Genomic DNA, 17,337 nt, shown 5'->3' on the forward strand with positions numbered 1-17,337 from the left:
GACTCAACGCAGCACTGGTGCCGGCTTTGGAAAAAATCATGCTCCAACAGGGTTAGGTCATGATGAGATTTCAACCAATCTCATCATGACCTGGGACGGTCTACTCGGCAGCCTGCATGTTGATCTTGCTTTCCGCCATTTCGGTGAGCTTGCGATCGGTCGCCTGCTCTTCTTTCAGATTCTTGGCCAATACGTTGGCGCAGTCACTGCGGCCAAGCTGCTTGGCCCAGGCGATGAGCGTGCCATATCTGGTCATCTCATAGTGTTCGACCGCCTGCGCCGACGCTATCAGCGCCGCGTCTAGAACCTCCTTGTCGTCGACGTCGCCGCTCACATCGTCGGCTTCCTCCAGAATGCCGTCTATCGCCGGGCAGTTGACCTCCTTGGCCTTGACGCCATGCAATTCGAACACCTGTTCGACGCGCTCGATATGGCCTTTGGTCTGCTCGAGGTGTTTTTCGAATCCGGCCTTCAATTGCGGATCGGTTGCCTTGCCGATCATCTTCGGCAGCGCTTTCTCGATCTGCTTTTCGGCGTAATAGATGTCGCGCAGCGTGTGCACGAAGAGATCGTCGAGTGTCTTGATGTCCTTCGAAAAGAAGCCCATGGCCTTACCTTTCATTGTGCAGAAGTTCGGGTTCGGCGGCGGCTTGCCCGCCACCCGCGGAGGCCGGGAACTCGTCCCGGCTTGCTGGTCAACGCACCGGTGCTGGAGGAGTTCCTGATTCCGAGCCGGCCGTTACTCCTTTTCGAGACGCTGCGGTCCATCTCCGGAGGAGCTTTGACCCGATCACACGTTCGATGGTCCAGCGAGGACCCTCAGGCGCACGCCGGCGCGGAAAAACTGACGGCCAGGAGAGCCGAAACGTGCTGTGCGCCGCAAGCTCTCGCAGGCGATGGCTGCTTCGGCAGATGCAATGCCAGCGTCGGGCGCGCACTATTGTCGGGAGAACTCTTGGTCAAGTATGCGAAGGCCCTCTTCATATTTGGCCGCCGACGCTCCGACCTGCCTCGACTGCCAGATGTTGTCCTCCAGATCGGCGCGTTTTACGGGGAGCGCCACTGGGTTCGACGCAGCCCGCCGGACAAAGGCGAAATACTCCTCATCCGGCCTGCGCGACATGGCATCGACCGCCGCGGTAATTGTAGGTCCGAAGCCTGCTTCTTCGAGCTTGGCGCGGGTCCAGCCTTCGCCTTTCTCAAGAACGTCATGAAGGTAGGCAACAGTCTTCTGATCGATTGTCTCGACGGCGTCGACGACACGGCGGCAATGCTCGATGTAGGGCCGCCCGGTCTTATCGCGCTGCGACGCGTGAACCTCCTCCGCAATCTTTGCCGCCTGGTAGAAAATGCTCATCGCGCCTGTCGTTACCGTGATTGTCTCTGCCTGATGAAACCTATTCGACGATATGTGGCGTGTGTCGCTTGTCCTCGGCAGGGTCGACATCGATACGGGCCTTTTCCGGATCGAAAGCGCCGTGACCTGCAATAGCCAGAGCAGCCGCATCGGGCGTTTCGTAGGCCCACATGAAATCGTCGGAAGAACTGCCGACGGCGTGGACACGCCAGTAGCTTGCGGTGCCTTTAAGCGGGCACCAGCTGGTGGTGTCGGTCTTTTCGAAAAGATCGAAATAGATGTCCTCGAAGGGGATATAGAAAACGGGCTCGTGCCCGTCTTCACGCAGGACCTTCGCCCGCTCCGTAGCTGCGACGATGGCGTCGGAAAACCGCACCGTCACCGTGCCGGAAAACGGTTCTATGGCCAATCGGCCAAGGTGGTGTTGTGAAGTTGCGCCTGAAGTTTGCATCTGAATTTCTCCCTGGCGATTACCGCAAGATGCCTGGAGACGAAATGCGCGGCGGCGCTTCAGGTTCCGGCATGTCCGATGAAGCTGAATGGCGGGCCGGACTTAAAGCGCCTACCGCTTGCCGTATCCAGCAGTTCTCGTTGGTAAGGCGCGGTGAAATGCTCGTCCAGCCCATTCGAAGACTTTGGAAGGACGACACGGTCGTCGCTTCCGTTGAGCGTCAGGGCTGGCACCGAAATGATCTTCGCCGCTACTTGCCGGCGGGCGAGTTCGTGGCTGGAGATGCTCCAGCTGTTTGGCCGTCGTCAGCTGCCGCCTCATGTACGGGCTCCGGGGCGGCCTCAGTTGCTGCCAACTGGGCCGCAAGGTCCCTATAGACCTTGTCCCTGCCGCCATCGTGTTTAGCGATCAGGCCAAGTAAGTCATGACGGCTTAGCTTTGCAATCTTCATTAGGAATTCGAATTCGTGCTTCGGAATCGAGGCTGCTAAGCGATCGAGTTTGGCCCGCCGGGTCTCTTTGGACACATGTGCTCCTATGTATCCAGCCATGCGAGGCACGTACTCGAAGGCCCGCCATTGTCTTGATGGCGGGCCTTCGGGCGGCCGAAGCCGCTAGGTCCATCGGCTACTTGTTGCAATTTTGCACGGTCGAGGTCGTTGCGCCACTTGCAGTGTTGTTATCGATGTCATTGCCTGCGGCGTCCTTGCAACGGTCGGTCATGCCGTTCGATTTTGTAGTCGAGTTTGTGGAATTCGGATCGGTTGGCACGGCCGCATTCCCGCTGCCAGTGCCATTGCCAGCGGCGCCGCCGCTGCCAACAGTTCCAGTACCAGTTCCATTACCCGTGCCAGCCGTGCCGCCAGCACCCGTTCCATTTGTCTGCGCCAAGGCGGAACCGGCCAAGGCAATAGTTATCACCGACGCGGCTAGAATTTTCTTCAACATTGGAGTCTCCGTGTTTGAATCGCCGAATTGCGATCGCTTTCCCAACGACAGGTTTTTCTCATTGTTCCCGGCGTAATGGATTGTGATCCGCAGCAGCCTTCGTCGAGGTGGACACTCTTGACGGCGCACGAATTGTGATAAGACCTGACAAGGGCAGGATGGGCTTTGTTCAACACCAAAGCGATATGTTGGGCGCGGCTGCATGCATCCGACGCGGATCGCGATGCGGAATGTGGGCAAGACGGGTTACAACAGAAGCGGCGATCAGAGCTGCGAGCGAACCGGCCGCCTTGATGTTAATCTGACGGTTGAATCTCAAGACCATTCCGACGCAGGAGCAGAACGCATGCCGGCTCGATCCGAAGGATTTACAATCGCTCTGGCTCACAACGGGGATGCACGAACGCAGGCGGCCGCTGCGCTCTATCGACACAACATCGAACAAACCGGAATCGATGACCGGGCAGTGATCGGCGCGGAGCTTACCGACCCCTCCGGAAAGATCTGGGGTGGAATTTGGGGCAGAACGGAACTGGGGCTCCTGTTTCTCGACATGTTCTTCTTGCCTGAAAAATTGCGTGGCCGATCCTATGGATCACAGCTTCTTATGGCGATCGAGGAGGAAGCCGTTAGGCGTGGATGCAAGAGAGCCGTCGTCGAGACGAGCAGTTTCCAGGCGCCTCAATTTTACCGGCATCATGGGTTTGAGGAATTCGGCAAGGTCGAATTCGTTATTCCAGGACACGCCCGCATCTTCCTTCGCAAGAACCTGCAGTAATCTTTGCGGAGGCGCCATCTGCACGAACGGCTGTTCGCCGGCAAAACGCCGGCGCCTTAGCCCTCCCAGCCGTAGCCATCTACTCCCGAAGGTCCTTTTGCCCTTTCCATCCAGGAAGCTCGGTCATCGGGCATAGTAGCCGCGGTCGCGCCGGATCGGAGATATCGAGTTTATCCCAGGGAATGCGGTACAGGCCGTCGCGGCGGCGCAGCCGAAACAGGTCGAGCATCGCGATGCCGATGGTCGAGGCCGACAGACGCTCGAACGCGGCGTAGATGCCAACGTGGAATTCAGTAACGACGAGCTCGTCGCCACGCTGTTCGGCGAGAATCTCTTCGATGTGACCGATGCTCTTTCCACGCTGCGAGAGCACGCGTCGCCCGGCAAGATGTTCGAGGTTGACTGTCCTCATCATCACGCTCCTGGGATGCGCCCGATGACATGATCGCGCAACCAGTCCTGCCAGGCGAAAATCGACGTCTCGCCCACCTCGATGTCACATTCGATGTCGAGCCCGTTGTCCTGCACCTTTTTCCACGCAATCCTGTGTGGCTCGGCGTGGCGTTTGCCACCCACCCTCGTCGCCAGTTGCGCCATCCATTCCCCGGGCCGCGCGCCAAGGCGGCGCGCCAAAGTGATGGAGCCGAGTTCTATCGCGACAATCCTTGGTGGTTTGCCCCGCCGCAACTCGGCCACCACTCCGTCGACCTTGCCGATCTTGACCCGCCGGCGGTCGAACACCTGCTTGTCCAGGAGATCACGCATCAATTCCATCATGTGCCTCCGAATATCTGCAGCGGAATCGTCACCACGGCGAGCACGAAGGCAAGCGCGATAATGAAGACAACGGCGGCATTCGAAATGATGCCGTTGCGATGTTCGCCGACATAGCGTTCGTCATTCAGCAGGAAGAGAAATGGAACTACCGTCAGCGGAAGGCTCGCCGCCGTTACCGCCATGGAAAAGATGGTCAGCCTCAGTGGGTCGAGGCCAAGCATGATCGGAATGGCGGCCAAAAACAATGATGCCGTATAGACGGCACTGAAGCCCGGATCATCGCGCGGCTTGCGATCCTCGCCCCAGGTCCAGCCAAAGCCCTGTGCCACCAGATATGCCTGTTGCAACCCGACTTCGAGTGCGGCGCCGAAACAGGCAATGGCGAGCGAGGCAACGAATAGAACGAACCCCCAGAAGCCGAATATAGGGATCAGCATCAACGGCAGTTGGTGATAGTCGTCCACCTGGTCGATGCCGCGCGTCGCGAGAACGAGAGCAGCGACGATCAACACGCCGATCGAAATGGTCCCACCGAAGGTCATGCCCAGCCCGGCGATGGCACGATTGGCCCCAAGGTGGCTTTCATCCCATTTGTCCTCGATAGCTCCCGAGGAATAGAACATGAAAAGATAAGGCGATATCGACGCGCCGAGAATGCTGGCCGCCATGAACCAGTAATTGATGGCATCGTGAGCCGGCAGCGAAGGCACGGCGCTGCCAGCGACCGCTGTCCAGTCGGGCTTTAACAACACCGCACCAACCACGAAGCACAGCGTCACGAGGCCGAGGACCGAAACGCCTTTCTCGATAAAGCCAAACGTGCCTTTCCACAGCAGCAGCCATGCCAGCAACGCCACCGGCAGTGCCCACCACTGGAAGCCTATGCCGGTGGCAAGTTCGAGTGCGATGGCCACACCGCCGATCTCAGCGGACAGCACCATGAAATTTACGAGAAGGACGACGAGCAACGGCCATAGGAAGACGTTGAACCCAAATCTTTCACGAATGCCCTCTGAGATCGTGTGATGGCTCATCGCGGCGAACCGACCGGCCATTTCAACCAAAAAGATGATGCATATGGTGCCGAGAACTATGGCCCAGATCAGCTGGAATCCGAAGGCGGCACCCGCCTGCGCCGCCGTAGCCATCGACCCGACTTCGAGGAAACCTCCGACACTGGTGACGACGCCAAGCGATATTTCCAGAAGCTTCTTCACGGCTTTGGTCCGAAAGCGCTGGTGTAAGCGGCGGCGAGCGAGCGCATGGCCGCCCGAAGATCCTGTTGTGCGCTTTTCACCTCAGTGCGATTGTTCACCCGCAATCCCGCCTCGGCATGCGCCACCGTAACCGACAAACTGTTGACTGCTGCCGTCAGTCCTGCTCGCCCGGCTGGTTCAGCGGTCTCGGCCGATCGAATTTCCGCCTCGACATCGGCCAGCGTTTTTCCGACCGAGTGCAGTGCGGCCGTGGCATAGGCGGACGGTGCCGCTCCCTCCCCCCAGGCATCCAGCACCATCGATACGGTCTGTGCCGCGGAGGCCGCGCTTCGTGATTGCTGCGCTACCTGATTGGAAGACGAGCATCCGGCCAACCCGGCTAGAATCAGCAGCAAGCACAGGCAGCCAACCGGAAAATGACGGTCGTTATGGGGTACAGCGCGCGTTGTATGCACCACGCGGATTTCCTCCCCGGCCCGAACCAACTGCGTCCGGCATCAATGATCTAGAGCCCTCGGAGAGCTCGTCAACGAAACCGACGACGAGCCTGTGAGGTCGGCTAGTCAACGTAACAAAACGCTCATCCCGGACAGCCGTGAAAGAGGGAGGCCCGCGCTTCTCTTTGGCGCGGAGAAGCGCGGGAGATCGGGCTGAGGGGATGACCCGATCGCGCAGCATCAACATGGGAGGGCAACAACGCTGCACGGTTCGAACTTCCAACCGAGCCACTTGTTCCAACTTCAACTGATTAGGCTCATTGCCGTTCTGAGTACTCAATCCATGCGTTTGGGGGCCTTTTGAAGGTAGGCCATCGCGAGTTCTCATGGCGAAGAACGGCTTTTGCCCCAACGCTCATCCATGAATGCGCGCAAGGACCGCGACGACGACCGTCGCCTGACCGTCATGACAGCGCACGATCAATCCAGCCCAAACGGCGCGGAACAATTGTGCCCGCTCGTGGTTCCGATGGCACGAAGATGGAGGATATGATGACGGACGCCAAACTCGCTGTGGTGACCGGCGCCTCGAGTGGCATCGGAAGGGAACTCGCAAAGCTGTGCGCTAAAGACGGTTACGACCTGATCATCGCCGCCGACGAGCCGGCTATCCGACAGGCGGCAGAGGCACTTGAGACCCACAATGTAACGGTCGAAGCCATTGAGGCCGATCTGGCGACCGTCGAGGGCGCCGATCGGTTGATCTCCCAGGTCGGCGATCGCGATATCGACCTGTTGTTTCTCAATGCGGGACGCGGGCTCGGCAACGGCTTCGTCGACCAGGACTGGCGAAAAGTCCGCCGGATCATCGACACCAATGTCACCGGAACGGTCTATCTGGCGCATGAACTCGGCGCCAAGATGGCCCGGCGAGGTCGCGGACGCATCCTGTTCACCGGGTCGATCGCCGGCTTCATGCCCGGAACATTCCAGGCCGTCTACAACGGCACGAAGGCATTCATCGATTCCTTCTCGATCGCGCTCCGCCATGAGCTGAAAGATAGCGGCGTGACGGTCACCGTGCTGATGCCTGGCCCCACGCAGACGCGATTCTTCGAGCGCGCTGAAATGATGGATACCAAGGTCGGCTCCGATGAAAAGGACAATCCGGCCGATGTCGCCAAGACGGGTTACGAGGCGATGATGGCCGGTGATGAACAGGTCGTCAGCGGTTGGAAAAACAAGCTGCAGGTCGCCGCCGCGCATGTCACGCCGGCAGGCACCTTGGCCGAACAGCACCGTAGGATGGCCGAGCCGGGGTCGGCGTCCAGCGACTGAGCCAATATTCGCGTCATCAAAAGGGCTGGCATTCCCAAGGCCGCATGTGCTGCGCGAGGCAATCTATCGCTGCCGCAGGGGCGGCACCATCTCGGTTGCCGGCCTCTATGTTGGTCTGGTCGATCACATCCCGTTTGGCGGCGATGAATAAGGGACCGGCTTTCCGGATGGGCCAGACGCATACGCAACGCTACCTGGAACCTTTATTGGCGATGGTCCAGAACGGCGAAATCGATCCCTCCTTTCTGATTACCCACCGGCCGATCTGGAAGCAGGGCCGGTCTGTACAAGACGTTCCGCTACAATCAGGAGGTTCTGTCAAAGTGGTGATGCGGCCTCACAGCTAAGACGGGCAAGGCGACCGACACTCACTGCAATCACAAGGGAACATTCGCGTCGACGGCCGGTTAGGTGCCACTTCCGTAACGGTCACCTGCCGTCAAAGCGAGCCCATGATGAACCACGACCAGCATGACAATGTACCAGACGCAGCGCGTAGACCTGTCGCTGGAAGCATGGCGGGAGGAATTCTCGCCGCTTATGCTTCCACGGCGTCAGCCGATACGGGAACAGTGCCTGCTAAAGCAGGCCCTGCGAGCCCGATGCTCAAACAGAATCCGGTGACGCAATATCCCCAGCCGCCGTTCAAGCCACAGGAACAGAAGTGGCCGGGTTTGGCCAGCAAGATGGTGCCGCGCCCGGATCACGGCGAAACGACCTACAAGGGATCAGGCAGGCTTGCCGGCCGCAAAGCGCTGATAACCGGCGGCGATTCCGGTATTGGTCGTGCGGCGGCGATTGCATTCGCGCGCGAGCGTGCGGACGTTGCTTTCGGCTACCTCCCCGAAGAACAGGAAGACGCCGACGAACTGGTGGACCTAATAAAAGCGGCAGGTCAAAAGGCTTGCCGGCGATATCCGCAATGAGGCCTTTTGCAGAAAGCTGGTCGATGAAGCAGCAACGCCCCTCGGCGGTCTCGACATCCTGGTCAGCAACGCTGCCCGCCTCACTCGAGTCCACGGTCCTCAAAAAGGGCCGCCAAGGCCACCGCTCCTTAGGCGTGGTGGGCTTTCAGACTGTCTACAGGAGGAACCAATGGCTGGCGATGAAATAGAAAGAAGGCGACTGCAGATGTTGATCGAACAATATCTGGAGACCCGTAAGCGACGGCACGATTTCGTGTCGATCGCGAATGCCGAACTCGCGATCAAGGCGGTCATGCCGCATTGCCCGGTGTCAAACGCAGCGTTGGCAGAGATGATTGCCGCTGGCGCCGTCACTTACGGCCTTGGCGTCCTATTCGACGCGAAGCAAACCGAGGGCGAACTGCCCGTTGTTTGCTAGGCTCATCGCCTGACCAATCGTCGCGCGGTCGCGAAGTTTCGCCCAGCTCTGGAATACGCCAGACCGGGAGCATGCCAATCGTGCCGGCCGGATCGCAGGCACTTGCCGGCGACGTCGTCTCGGGCCTGGACCCGAATGTCGTCGCATATCTGATGAAAAACCAGTGTCTTTGTGCAGTTACCGGGCTTCTCGTTGGGTTGGCACCGTTCCGCTGTCCTGGTGTCTTGCCAAAGCTGTCGGTTGAACACCGAGCATATTTCGCACGGCCTCGACCAGCGCAGCAGCCCACACGGGTTTTGACAGCATCTTGTGATGACGCAAATCTTGCGGGATGTCGGATGCCGTGTACCCACTGACGAAAACAAACGGAATTCCGCGTTGCGCTAGAAGAGGGACAAGGGCAGCGCTGGTCTCGCCGCCGAGACCAATGTCCAGGACCGCAGCAGATATGACTTCACTCTCGATCAGCTTTTTCGCGCGAGCAACGGACGGCACTGGCCCGGCGATGGCGAAGCCGGCCTCTTCCAGGATTGCGCGGTGCTCCTCCGCGACCAGCCATTCATCTTCGACGACAAGGATACGAGATGCAGTCACGTTTCGCTCTCCCGATGATCAAACGGAAACTCAATCCGCAAGCTCAAACCATCGGAACCGAAAGATGTTTCAAAATTTCCGCCAAGCCGATACTCAATTTCGCCCTTCACCAGCGAAAGACCAAATCCCGTCTTCTCAGGCGGACTGACAGCGGGACCGCCGCTTTCTAACCATTCGAGCTGAAAACCGTGATCCGACGCCGACCAAGTCACGGACACCACGCCGTTTGGCACGGACAAGGCGCCATATTTTCCAGCATTCGTGGCAAGTTCATGGATCACCATGCCAAGCGACAGGCCCTGCTGAGGCTTGAGCCGAATGTCCTCGCCTGTGGTGTTGATGCGTTCCAGCCCGAACGGCTCGACTTCCTGCCGCACGATTTCCTCGACCGAGACCTCTTTCCAGCTTTCGCGCGAGAGCACTCCGTAGGCCCGCGCCATGGCGCGCAGGCGACCGATGAGCGCTTCGGCGAAAGCCTCCGAAGAGGGAGCATTTTTCAGGGTCTGACTGGCAATGCTGACCGTAACAGCCAGCATGTTCTTGACCCGATGGTTGAGTTCCGAGATCAATACCCGCTGGTGGGCTTCGGCTTCAGCCATGGTCGTCACATCGACAAAGGTCACCACCACGCCCTGGATTTTCCGCGCGCTGTCGCGGTAGGGGATCAGCCGCACGAGATAGTGGATGCCGTTGCTATCGCGCGGCAGCTGGTGCTCGATCATCTCGCCGGCCCTGAAAACCTGGGCAATATGGTCGCGCAGGTGCGGATAATCGAGCCGGCTGGCAAGATCGGTCAGCGGTCTTCCGATGTCGGTCGGCAGCAAGTTGAAGAACGAAGACGCCGCCGGCGTGAAGCTGCGGATAACCAGCTTGGTATCGAGAAAAACAGTCGCGATCTGTGTGCTCTCGAACAGGTTCTTCAGATCGCTGTTGGCACGATCGAGATCCTCGATCTTGGAAACCAGTTCGGCATTGATGGTGTTCAATTCCTCATTGAGGGACTGCATTTCTTCCTTGGAGGCCTCGAGCTCCTCATTGGAGGACTGGGCTTCTTCGTTGACCGAGACGAGTTCCTCATTGGAAGATTTCAACTCCTCCAACGCGGTCTCATATTCTTCGATCGTCGATTGCAGGCGCTCGCGCGTATCGCGGAGCTCGCGTTCGAAATCAGCAATCCCAGATGCCACCGGCTGTCGAACCTTTAGAGCTTCCAGCCGCGGCTGCGGCTGGCCCACCGGCTCGAACAGGACGAGAAACAGCGGCTCGCCGCTGCCGCGATCAGTCAAGGGCTCGATCGTCAATGTGACGAATTGGACACGATCTTCATCTTCTTCAATGGCTATCGCTTCGCGCACAACCGTGCGCCGGCCCTCGGCGGCTTCCCGCAAAGCGCCGCGCAATTCCAGACGCAGGCCGCTGCGTGCCATTGTGAGCAATTGTCTGCTCGGCACCCCTTGCGGCGGCTCGAGATATTTGCCGGTTCGGACCGAGTAATAGACGACATCTCCATCACCATTGACGACGACGTGAGCCGGAGCGAAGCGTTCGAGAACCTGCGCTTCAACGGTTTGCCTTAGGGAATAAGACAAGCCGCGGCGGGCATGTGTGTCATTGGCGCTGGAAAAGTTGCTTGCAGGCGCAGCATTCAACAAGATCGGCAGCCGCGGCGGCGCCGTATGTTCTCGTGCCTTGAATATCCGTTGTTTCTTGTCGACCGGTGCAAACAGATCGGCATGCTGGCTTATGCTCTCGGAGGTGCCAAGGAACAGATAGCCGCCGGGCTTCAGCGAATAGTGGAAGGTCGGAATAACCTGCTTTTGCACATCGGGGCCGAAATAGATCAGCAGGTTCCGGCACGACACCATGTCCATGCGCGAGAAGGGTGGATCGCGGATGACGCTGTGCGCCGAGAAGATGCAGAGATCACGTACGCTCTTGCTCAAGATGAAACTTGTGCCGTCATTGCTGAAGAAGCGTTCGCGACGTTCAGGCGAAACGCCCGCAAGCAATGACTCCGGATAGCGCGCCGAACGTGCGATGCCCAACGCCGCGTCATCGATGTCCGTGGCGAAAATCTGGATGCGCGGCACAGCCGAAAGTGTATCCATATGCTCGCGCATCAGCATTCCGATCGAGAAGACTTCCTCGCCGGTTGCGCAGCCGGGCACCCAGACGCGGATCGTATCGTTGGCGTCCTTGCCTTCGAAAAGTTTGGGGATGACGGTTTCTTCCAGGGTCTTGAAAGCGTCCGTATCGCGGAAGAAATTTGTCACGTTGATCAGCAGGTCGCGAAACAGCGACCGCACTTCCTCCGCATTTGAACGAAGCAACTCTATATAGGCATCGATCGCGGTGTTCTGTGTTATTTGCATGCGTCGCCTGACGCGGCGCAAGAACGTCTTGGCCTTGTAGCCCGAGAAATCATGTCCCGAATGGCTGCGCAGGATCGCGTAGATTTCTTCCTGGCCCTTGCGGAGTTTCAAAGCACTGGCCTTGCCATCGTCAGCTTCAAGCTCGTCGAGCAGTTCAAAGCTGTGGGCAAATTCCATGAGTTTCGCACCCATCTCATCGGCCGGGATGGCGATATCGATCAGACCGGAACTGATCGCGCTGCGCGGCATGTCGGGATTGCTCGGACCCGACTCGTCGGAGAGTTGCGCCAGCGTCAGGCCGCCATGCTCCTTGATTGCCTTGATGCCCAACGTACCGTCGGAATCGCCGCCCGACAGGACGACGCCGACGGCGTATTCGCCCTGATCCTCGGCCAGCGCGCTGAAAAAGATATCGATGGGCTTGCGCTCCCTGGACACCGAATTCGGTTGGCGCAGCTTTAGGCTGGAATTTTCGATGGTGAGGATCGCGTTGTGCGGCATCACATAGACGGTGTCAGGATGGATATCCATTGCATCTTCAGCGACACGAACCGGAATTCCGGTGTAAAGCGCAATCACTTCGTGCAGCAGACTTTCCCGTTCCGGGCTGAGATGCGTGACGATCACGAACGCCATCCCGCTCGAAGACGGCATCCCGCGAAAAAATCCCTCCATGGCGGCAATGCCGCCCGCAGAGGCGCCAATACCGACTATGGGGAACCTCGGCAGCTTTTGCATCAATTGTCCTGCTTCAGTGAAATGCAACGCGGCAGCGCTGATTTCGATCCAATGTGTAAACCGTTCCTGGTCGAATTCCCATCCCGCACCGCCGATAGCCACGGAACCGATGGACGCGACCGCCGTTTAAAGCCCGGAGGGCTGCTATGTTATTAGGCATGCGAATTCTGCTCGTCGAGGACGAATTCTTGCTGGCAAGCGAACTTGCCTCTTATTTCAGCGATTGTGGGGCGACCGTTTTGGGGCCGGTGTCGTCAGTCAGCCGGGCTCGACGATATATCGATTCAGCGGACGGGGCGGTGCTGGACATCGATCTTAACGGTGAGACTGTTTTTCCCCTCGCCGATGAGCTGACGGACAGAGGCATCCCGTTCGTATTCTTCTCCGGAAACGATCAGATCACCCTGCCGGAGCGGTTCCGGTACACCCAAAACCTCTCCAAGCCGGCCGGGTTCAGGACGGTTGCCGGGATCCTCGCCGCGCAATCAACAGCGCTTGGTGAAGACAATGTCTTCCGCGCTCTTCCAAAACTGAGGCTGTCCGCGCGGCTGCTGCTGGGCGACCCACAGGCGGCCGATCGCCTCGTGGAACGCACATTGAAGGCGGCGCTGGAGGAGCGGTTGTCGACGCGGCATGACCTTCCCTTGAGCGAATGGCTCAATACACTCATGGAGGAGGTGCTCCGCAACGACAGGTCTGGCATCATGAATTAAGATTGTCCGATAGTTTGCCGCAGGCCGCCCTGTCGACCGCCCCCGCTACGGTACCCCTCCCCAAGAGCGCTTCGCTTCGTCTTGCAAATACGGCCGCATTCCTGCTAGAAATCCTCGTGGCCAAACCTCCGCAAACCAAACCTGACTCATTCCGCGATCCTGTTGAAGGCGACGCACTCGCAGCGCTGCTCGACGAAATCGCGGAAGAGGAAACACCTGAACGGCTGTTGAAGCTCGCCCTTGAGCTGCAGCAGCAACTGCTGTTGTCAAAGCAGCTGAAAAATCCCAACTGAACGGCCTGCAGCTAGGCATCTTGATTTGCCTCGAGTTCCACGATGGCGTCATCGCCTCGTTCGCCAGACCGATGCTGCTGCGGTAATCTTTCTGCGCTCGATGTGGGCGAAACCCCAGTCTCAATAGCTCAGCGGTTCCTGCGCCCAGAAGGCCCTGATCCCATCATGACGCCGATGAGACGACCAGGAAGATCAGGGCCAACTTGGGTCGCAGCCCAAGGTCGATCACTGCTGCCCTGGCATCTCGGTATTTTCTTGCGGGTTCTTTTTAACGCCGGGCGCGGGTGATGTCTCAGCGGGGGCATTACCGCCTTGGTTCTGTTCCGGGGTGCGCTTTACTGGCGATGTCTGCCACGATCCGCCTGAAAGGGGTATGAACACAAAGAAGGCTAGCAGGGCGACGAAGATCACAGCCGCAATGACGACGCCCCACCCGAGTACATTTCGGGTGCCACGCTGTTCTTCCTTCCGGGACACATGCTCCGTCATCACTGGACTCCTTTGTGTCATTCGACGAGGTACAAATTTATCGTGCAGATCGACCGCACGGTCTGCTCTTCCCCGACGCGTGCCGCCGGCACAGCCGAAGAAGCTGAAGCTAATCTTCTCCAGCTTTTCGGCTGCCTGGTTTGGCGGCCCGCTTTGGGGCTTTCGGCACTGCCGGTTTCCGCTCGGGTGCAGGCGGATTGATCGCCTCGTGCGCCAAACGGGCTTTGCGCAATCGCGCCGTTTTCTCTTCCCGCGCCTTGCGCTCGGCTTCCATTACGCCTTGTGCGTAGAGGGTGGCTCGTGCGTCTCTGTCGTTTGCGGATCCACTGGCCGCCATAGTCAGCCCTCCGCCTTGTAATTTCTTGCTTCCTTCTTGGCGCCGTCTTTGCCGTGCTCGGCTGCAAGCTCTTTGGCCTGCCCGGGTGACACGTCGGTGGCTTCGGCCAACTTGATTGCCTCTTGTTCAGAGAGATCTCTGTCCTTTCGCGTGGGGTTCTTTGTCATCGCAGATCTCCTATCAGAGCCCAAACGACCGGACCGGCGGTGTGTTCCCTGGAGCCTTCGATAGTCCACCGATTGAGGCGGGCTATCGCGCTTCCGTCAATGAGCGAAAAGTTTTGATGCGGACGACAAGATACATGATCAGCTTCAAGGCCTTTCGAACTGCTCCGGCCAGCCGGGTTAGGGCCGGGCTATGGCCGCGTGGGACGCGTGACACACGGACGGATTCAGGCATCGATGCCAGGCGCTAGTTCTCGCCCGCGAGCGTGGCGAGAAATGACCGCCGCCATTCTGCTGCGTCATTGCGCGTGATGCGCTTGAGCAGTGCACTATGCCTTGCAATTCTTTCCTCAAGCGGCATCGCGAGCGCTTTTGCGATCGCGTCAGCAACCTCGTCGACCGCATACGGGTTCACGATCAAGGATTCGGCAAGTTCTTCGGCCGCACCCGCAAAACGCGACAATACCAGCACTCCGGGATCGGCTTCGTCCTGCGCGGCTATGTATTCCTTGGCGACGAGGTTCATTCCGTCACGCAGGGGCGTGACCAATCCGACCTGGCTAGCGCGCAACAGGCCAGCAAGCCGAGAGCGTGATACGGCACGGTGGATGTAGCGGATCGGGGTCCAAGCCAAATCCGCGTATCTTCCGTTGACCGCGCCGGCGGTTGCTTCAAGCTGGGCCCGGATGTCGGCATAGGCGCTGACCTCCTCGCGCGTCGGCGACGCAATCTGCAAATAGGTTGCCGCTCGCTCGTGTTCCGGATGCCTTTCCAAAAGACGAGCGAAAGCCTGCATGCGGCCGGGGAGACCCTTGGAGTAGTCCAGCCGATCGACGCCGATGATTTGCTTGAGGCCCAGAATCTGGCGGCGCATGGAATCGATCTGCACATCCTCCGCCGCCTCATTGGCCATGCGTGCGATTGAATCGACGTCGATGCCTATCGGAAAACACCTCGATAACACCGTGCGGCCGTTCATCTCAGCCGAACCATTGATATCAAAAGTAGTGGAGTTGGCCGCCTGCACTGAGCGCCGGAAATTCCCCACGTCCGTTTCGGTCTGGAACCCCACGACGTCATATTGAAGCAGATCATCGATGAGTTCTTCATGGTCGGGCGTGGCTACAAACAGGTCAGGCGGCGGGAACGGTATGTGAAGAAAGAAACCGATCCGATTCCGGACTCCCAGCCGCCGCAACTGGGCGGCCAAGGGGATAAGGTGGTAGTCGTGAACCCACACCAGGTCGTCGTTGCCCGACAGCAGTCCTGCGAGCGCCCTCGCGAACCGCGCATTGATCTGCCGGTAGGCGTGTAGAAACTCTGCCCGGTGGTTCACCAGGTCGAGTCGGTAATGAAAAAGCGGCCACAGCGTGCTGTTGGCATAGCCATTGTAATAGAGCGAATACTCCTCATAGGGCAGGGTAAGCGCAGCCGTCTCGATCTTTCCCACCCGTTCCAAGCGGATCAGCGGTTCGTCGCTCGCGGCGTAGTCCTGATACTCGGCGCTTGCTCCTAGCCACAGGCCTCCACGCTCGGCCAACGCATCCCCGATGCCTACAGCAAGTCCGCCGGCTTGCGACAGATCGCGAATGTTCCCCAGCCTGTTCGAGACGACAACCAGACGACGCGGGATGGCGCGATCGCCAGTTAGCTCAGCCTCCCCACCTAAGGCGTCGCGCTCAAGGGGATCACCAACCGTTTGCGAGGCCTCGTTGAAAATTTCATCCGGTCGCTGCAACAAGAGCAAATCCTGAGCGTGAAGATCGCTTGGGGAACGGTCCGCGCGTGCGATTGTTCCCGACGTAAGTGTCCAGCCGGACTCGCTGGATCACATTCTCGGCCCGCTCGGCGCCTTTTCAGCGGCTCTCGCAGGATCGTCGTCGGACGCACCGGTGATGAGACCCCGATCCAGCACGCCGAGCAGCCGCTTTGGCGACGGCCGGACTTACCGCTTTGGTATTCATGCTGCCGGATCCCCTGCCCTGTCATATCAACTCCCCACCTTGGCAAAAGCCCCAACTGACCAAACCGTCAGTCCACCTCGATTACCTTGCGCGTCGGCTTTCGTTGGCGGGGCGGCTGCTTTGCGGCTACGGGCGCGGGCGGGGTCTGCGCTATCGATGCCTCCAACAACTGTCGCTGTTCTCTAAGCCGCGCCGTCTTGGCTTCCCTGGCATGCCGCTCCGCTTCCAACAGCAACTTGGCTTCTCGATCCGCCCTCTCGATCTTTTCCCTGTCGACGCGTCGTGTTTTCAAGGTCGCCTCCTTTGGTCAGACGGCGAACAAAGTGCGGACCTGAAAAAATGTTCCCAACAAATTAAGGCCTGATCTGCCTCAAATGATATTGACCAGCAGCCCGCCGGTTGCGCGTCTGCGGCTCTCTGACGTCCAAAGGAACTGCTTGCCGTCCGCGGCGTTACGCCACCACGCTGGCCGGAAGATTACCATGGACGACAAACCCCGAACGACGATCAGAAAACCGGCCCGGATTGATCGAGGGCATTGCTTTTGCGGAGCCATCACAGCTGAATTCAGTGGCGATCCCTTTTGGATTTGTTTCGACCATGACGATGACTGCCGACGAGCGATCGGCAGCCCACTGACGATCTGGATTGGCTATCGTCCAGATCAGGTCGATTGGCTCGGCTCCAAACCAAAAACATTTTCGAAAACCAGGGGGGTCGTGCGCTCCTTCTGTTCGGAATGTGGCACCTCGATTGGGTACACCGATGAAGGCTTGCCAAATGAGTTCTACATCTCGATCGGATTCATGGACGCGCCCGAGAAGTTCCATCCCCAAGCTCAAGCCTATTGGGAAATGCGACTGCCGTTTATCAGGATGGATGACGGTTTGCCTCGCGTCGAGGGCTACACCCGAGCGCGCGACCCCACCCTGGGCAATCCCAGAGACCGGTGAGGCAGGAGGTTGGATCCGGGCGTCAGCGCCAGGGCTGGCGGATCCTGAACGGCGGCCGAACCATTGGAATGAGA

20 protein-coding genes and 1 pseudogene are annotated in these 17,337 nt (G+C 59.0%); 7 read left to right on the forward strand and 14 right to left on the reverse strand.

Annotated elements, in window-relative coordinates; all coding sequences use genetic code 11:
• Positions 1-100: 100 nt before the first annotated feature.
• The 4 genes from NKK52_RS15290 to NKK52_RS15305 all read right to left on the reverse strand — a co-directional run bounded on the left by NKK52_RS15290 (position 101) and on the right by NKK52_RS15305 (position 2,755).
• A complete protein-coding gene (locus NKK52_RS15290; protein ID WP_023668075.1) occupies positions 101-607 on the reverse strand; it encodes a YciE/YciF ferroxidase family protein in 507 nt (168 codons plus the stop codon).
• A gap of 330 nt (positions 608-937) precedes the next feature.
• On the reverse strand, positions 938-1,357 hold the full coding sequence (locus tag NKK52_RS15295) for an HD domain-containing protein (RefSeq protein ID WP_023681173.1): 420 nt from the start codon (positions 1,355-1,357) through the stop codon (positions 938-940).
• A 40-nt stretch (positions 1,358-1,397) separates the two neighbouring features.
• The gene (locus NKK52_RS15300) at positions 1,398-1,808 is read right to left on the reverse strand and encodes a DUF427 domain-containing protein (RefSeq protein WP_023681172.1); all 411 of its coding nucleotides are present in this window, start codon (positions 1,806-1,808) and stop codon (positions 1,398-1,400) included.
• Between the two features lie 626 nt (positions 1,809-2,434).
• Positions 2,435-2,755 (reverse strand): hypothetical protein, encoded by a 321-nt coding sequence (locus tag NKK52_RS15305; RefSeq protein ID WP_023807304.1) that lies wholly within the window; start codon positions 2,753-2,755, stop codon positions 2,435-2,437.
• A gap of 202 nt (positions 2,756-2,957) precedes the next feature.
• On the opposite strand from NKK52_RS15305, the gene NKK52_RS15310 reads away from it, so the two are divergent.
• Positions 2,958-3,533 carry a GNAT family N-acetyltransferase gene (locus NKK52_RS15310; protein ID WP_023681170.1) on the forward strand — a complete coding sequence of 192 codons (576 nt, stop codon included), beginning with the start codon at positions 2,958-2,960 and terminating at the stop codon, positions 3,531-3,533.
• Positions 3,534-3,612: 79 nt separating this feature from the next.
• Here NKK52_RS15310 and NKK52_RS15315 read toward each other — a convergent pair whose 3' ends face one another.
• Genes NKK52_RS15315 through NKK52_RS15330 form a run of 4 tightly spaced genes read right to left on the reverse strand, consistent with a single transcriptional unit; the run spans position 3,613 to position 5,985 of the window.
• Positions 3,613-3,945, reverse strand: coding sequence for a hypothetical protein (locus NKK52_RS15315; RefSeq protein WP_023681169.1), 333 nt, complete (start codon positions 3,943-3,945; stop codon positions 3,613-3,615).
• 2 nt (positions 3,946-3,947) lie between these two features.
• Positions 3,948-4,310 (reverse strand): hypothetical protein, encoded by a 363-nt coding sequence (locus NKK52_RS15320; protein WP_245260251.1) that lies wholly within the window; start codon positions 4,308-4,310, stop codon positions 3,948-3,950.
• A complete protein-coding gene (locus NKK52_RS15325) occupies positions 4,307-5,527 on the reverse strand; it encodes an NRAMP family divalent metal transporter (RefSeq protein WP_023681168.1) in 1,221 nt (406 codons plus the stop codon). Before NKK52_RS15325 ends, NKK52_RS15320 begins: the two co-directional genes overlap by 4 nt.
• Positions 5,524-5,985 (reverse strand): hypothetical protein, encoded by a 462-nt coding sequence (locus tag NKK52_RS15330; RefSeq protein WP_245263030.1) that lies wholly within the window; start codon positions 5,983-5,985, stop codon positions 5,524-5,526. The genes NKK52_RS15325 and NKK52_RS15330 overlap by 4 nt, the downstream gene beginning before the upstream one ends.
• Before the next feature lie 531 nt (positions 5,986-6,516).
• On the opposite strand from NKK52_RS15330, the gene NKK52_RS15335 reads away from it, so the two are divergent.
• The 3 genes and pseudogenes from NKK52_RS15335 (at position 6,517) to NKK52_RS15345 (ending at position 8,646) form a co-directional block, all read left to right on the forward strand.
• A complete protein-coding gene (locus NKK52_RS15335; RefSeq protein WP_031201470.1) occupies positions 6,517-7,302 on the forward strand; it encodes an SDR family NAD(P)-dependent oxidoreductase in 786 nt (261 codons plus the stop codon).
• A 602-nt stretch (positions 7,303-7,904) separates the two neighbouring features.
• Positions 7,905-8,307: pseudogene (locus NKK52_RS15340) on the forward strand (SDR family NAD(P)-dependent oxidoreductase); the annotation flags it as partial.
• 90 nt (positions 8,308-8,397) lie between these two features.
• Positions 8,398-8,646 (forward strand): hypothetical protein, encoded by a 249-nt coding sequence (locus tag NKK52_RS15345; RefSeq protein WP_023681163.1) that lies wholly within the window; start codon positions 8,398-8,400, stop codon positions 8,644-8,646.
• 177 nt (positions 8,647-8,823) lie between these two features.
• On the opposite strand, the gene NKK52_RS15350 is transcribed toward NKK52_RS15345, so the two are convergent.
• Positions 8,824-9,240: a response regulator gene (locus tag NKK52_RS15350; protein WP_023700039.1), complete on the reverse strand. Its 417-nt coding sequence runs from the start codon at positions 9,238-9,240 to the stop codon at positions 8,824-8,826.
• Positions 9,237-12,350 carry a CheR family methyltransferase gene (locus tag NKK52_RS15355; RefSeq protein WP_023681161.1) on the reverse strand — a complete coding sequence of 1,038 codons (3,114 nt, stop codon included), beginning with the start codon at positions 12,348-12,350 and terminating at the stop codon, positions 9,237-9,239. The genes NKK52_RS15350 and NKK52_RS15355 overlap by 4 nt, the downstream gene beginning before the upstream one ends.
• A 158-nt stretch (positions 12,351-12,508) precedes the next feature.
• Between NKK52_RS15355 and NKK52_RS15360 the strand changes: the two genes are divergently transcribed.
• Both NKK52_RS15360 and NKK52_RS15365 read left to right on the forward strand, forming a co-directional pair.
• A complete protein-coding gene (locus NKK52_RS15360) occupies positions 12,509-13,063 on the forward strand; it encodes a response regulator (protein ID WP_050588792.1) in 555 nt (184 codons plus the stop codon).
• 2 nt (positions 13,064-13,065) lie between these two features.
• On the forward strand, positions 13,066-13,356 hold the full coding sequence (locus tag NKK52_RS15365) for a hypothetical protein (RefSeq protein ID WP_031197822.1): 291 nt from the start codon (positions 13,066-13,068) through the stop codon (positions 13,354-13,356).
• 225 nt (positions 13,357-13,581) lie between these two features.
• Here NKK52_RS15365 and NKK52_RS15370 read toward each other — a convergent pair whose 3' ends face one another.
• From NKK52_RS15370 to NKK52_RS15385, 4 genes are all read right to left on the reverse strand, one after another.
• Entirely contained in the window at positions 13,582-13,845 is a 264-nt protein-coding gene (locus NKK52_RS15370; RefSeq protein WP_023681159.1) for a hypothetical protein, read from the reverse strand.
• A gap of 339 nt (positions 13,846-14,184) precedes the next feature.
• Complete coding sequence (locus NKK52_RS15375; RefSeq protein ID WP_023681158.1) at positions 14,185-14,349, reverse strand: hypothetical protein; 165 nt, start codon at positions 14,347-14,349, stop codon at positions 14,185-14,187.
• 244 nt (positions 14,350-14,593) lie between these two features.
• Positions 14,594-16,087 (reverse strand): alpha,alpha-trehalose-phosphate synthase (UDP-forming), encoded by a 1,494-nt coding sequence (locus tag NKK52_RS15380; protein WP_023681157.1) that lies wholly within the window; start codon positions 16,085-16,087, stop codon positions 14,594-14,596.
• A gap of 290 nt (positions 16,088-16,377) precedes the next feature.
• Positions 16,378-16,602, reverse strand: coding sequence for a hypothetical protein (locus tag NKK52_RS15385; protein ID WP_023681156.1), 225 nt, complete (start codon positions 16,600-16,602; stop codon positions 16,378-16,380).
• A 190-nt stretch (positions 16,603-16,792) separates the two neighbouring features.
• Between NKK52_RS15385 and NKK52_RS15390 the strand changes: the two genes are divergently transcribed.
• On the forward strand, positions 16,793-17,263 hold the full coding sequence (locus NKK52_RS15390; protein ID WP_050588111.1) for a GFA family protein: 471 nt from the start codon (positions 16,793-16,795) through the stop codon (positions 17,261-17,263).
• The last annotated feature ends 74 nt before the right edge of the window (positions 17,264-17,337 follow it).

This window comes from Mesorhizobium sp. C277A (assembly GCF_040324395.1).
Classification (GTDB): Bacteria; Pseudomonadota; Alphaproteobacteria; order Rhizobiales; family Rhizobiaceae; genus Mesorhizobium.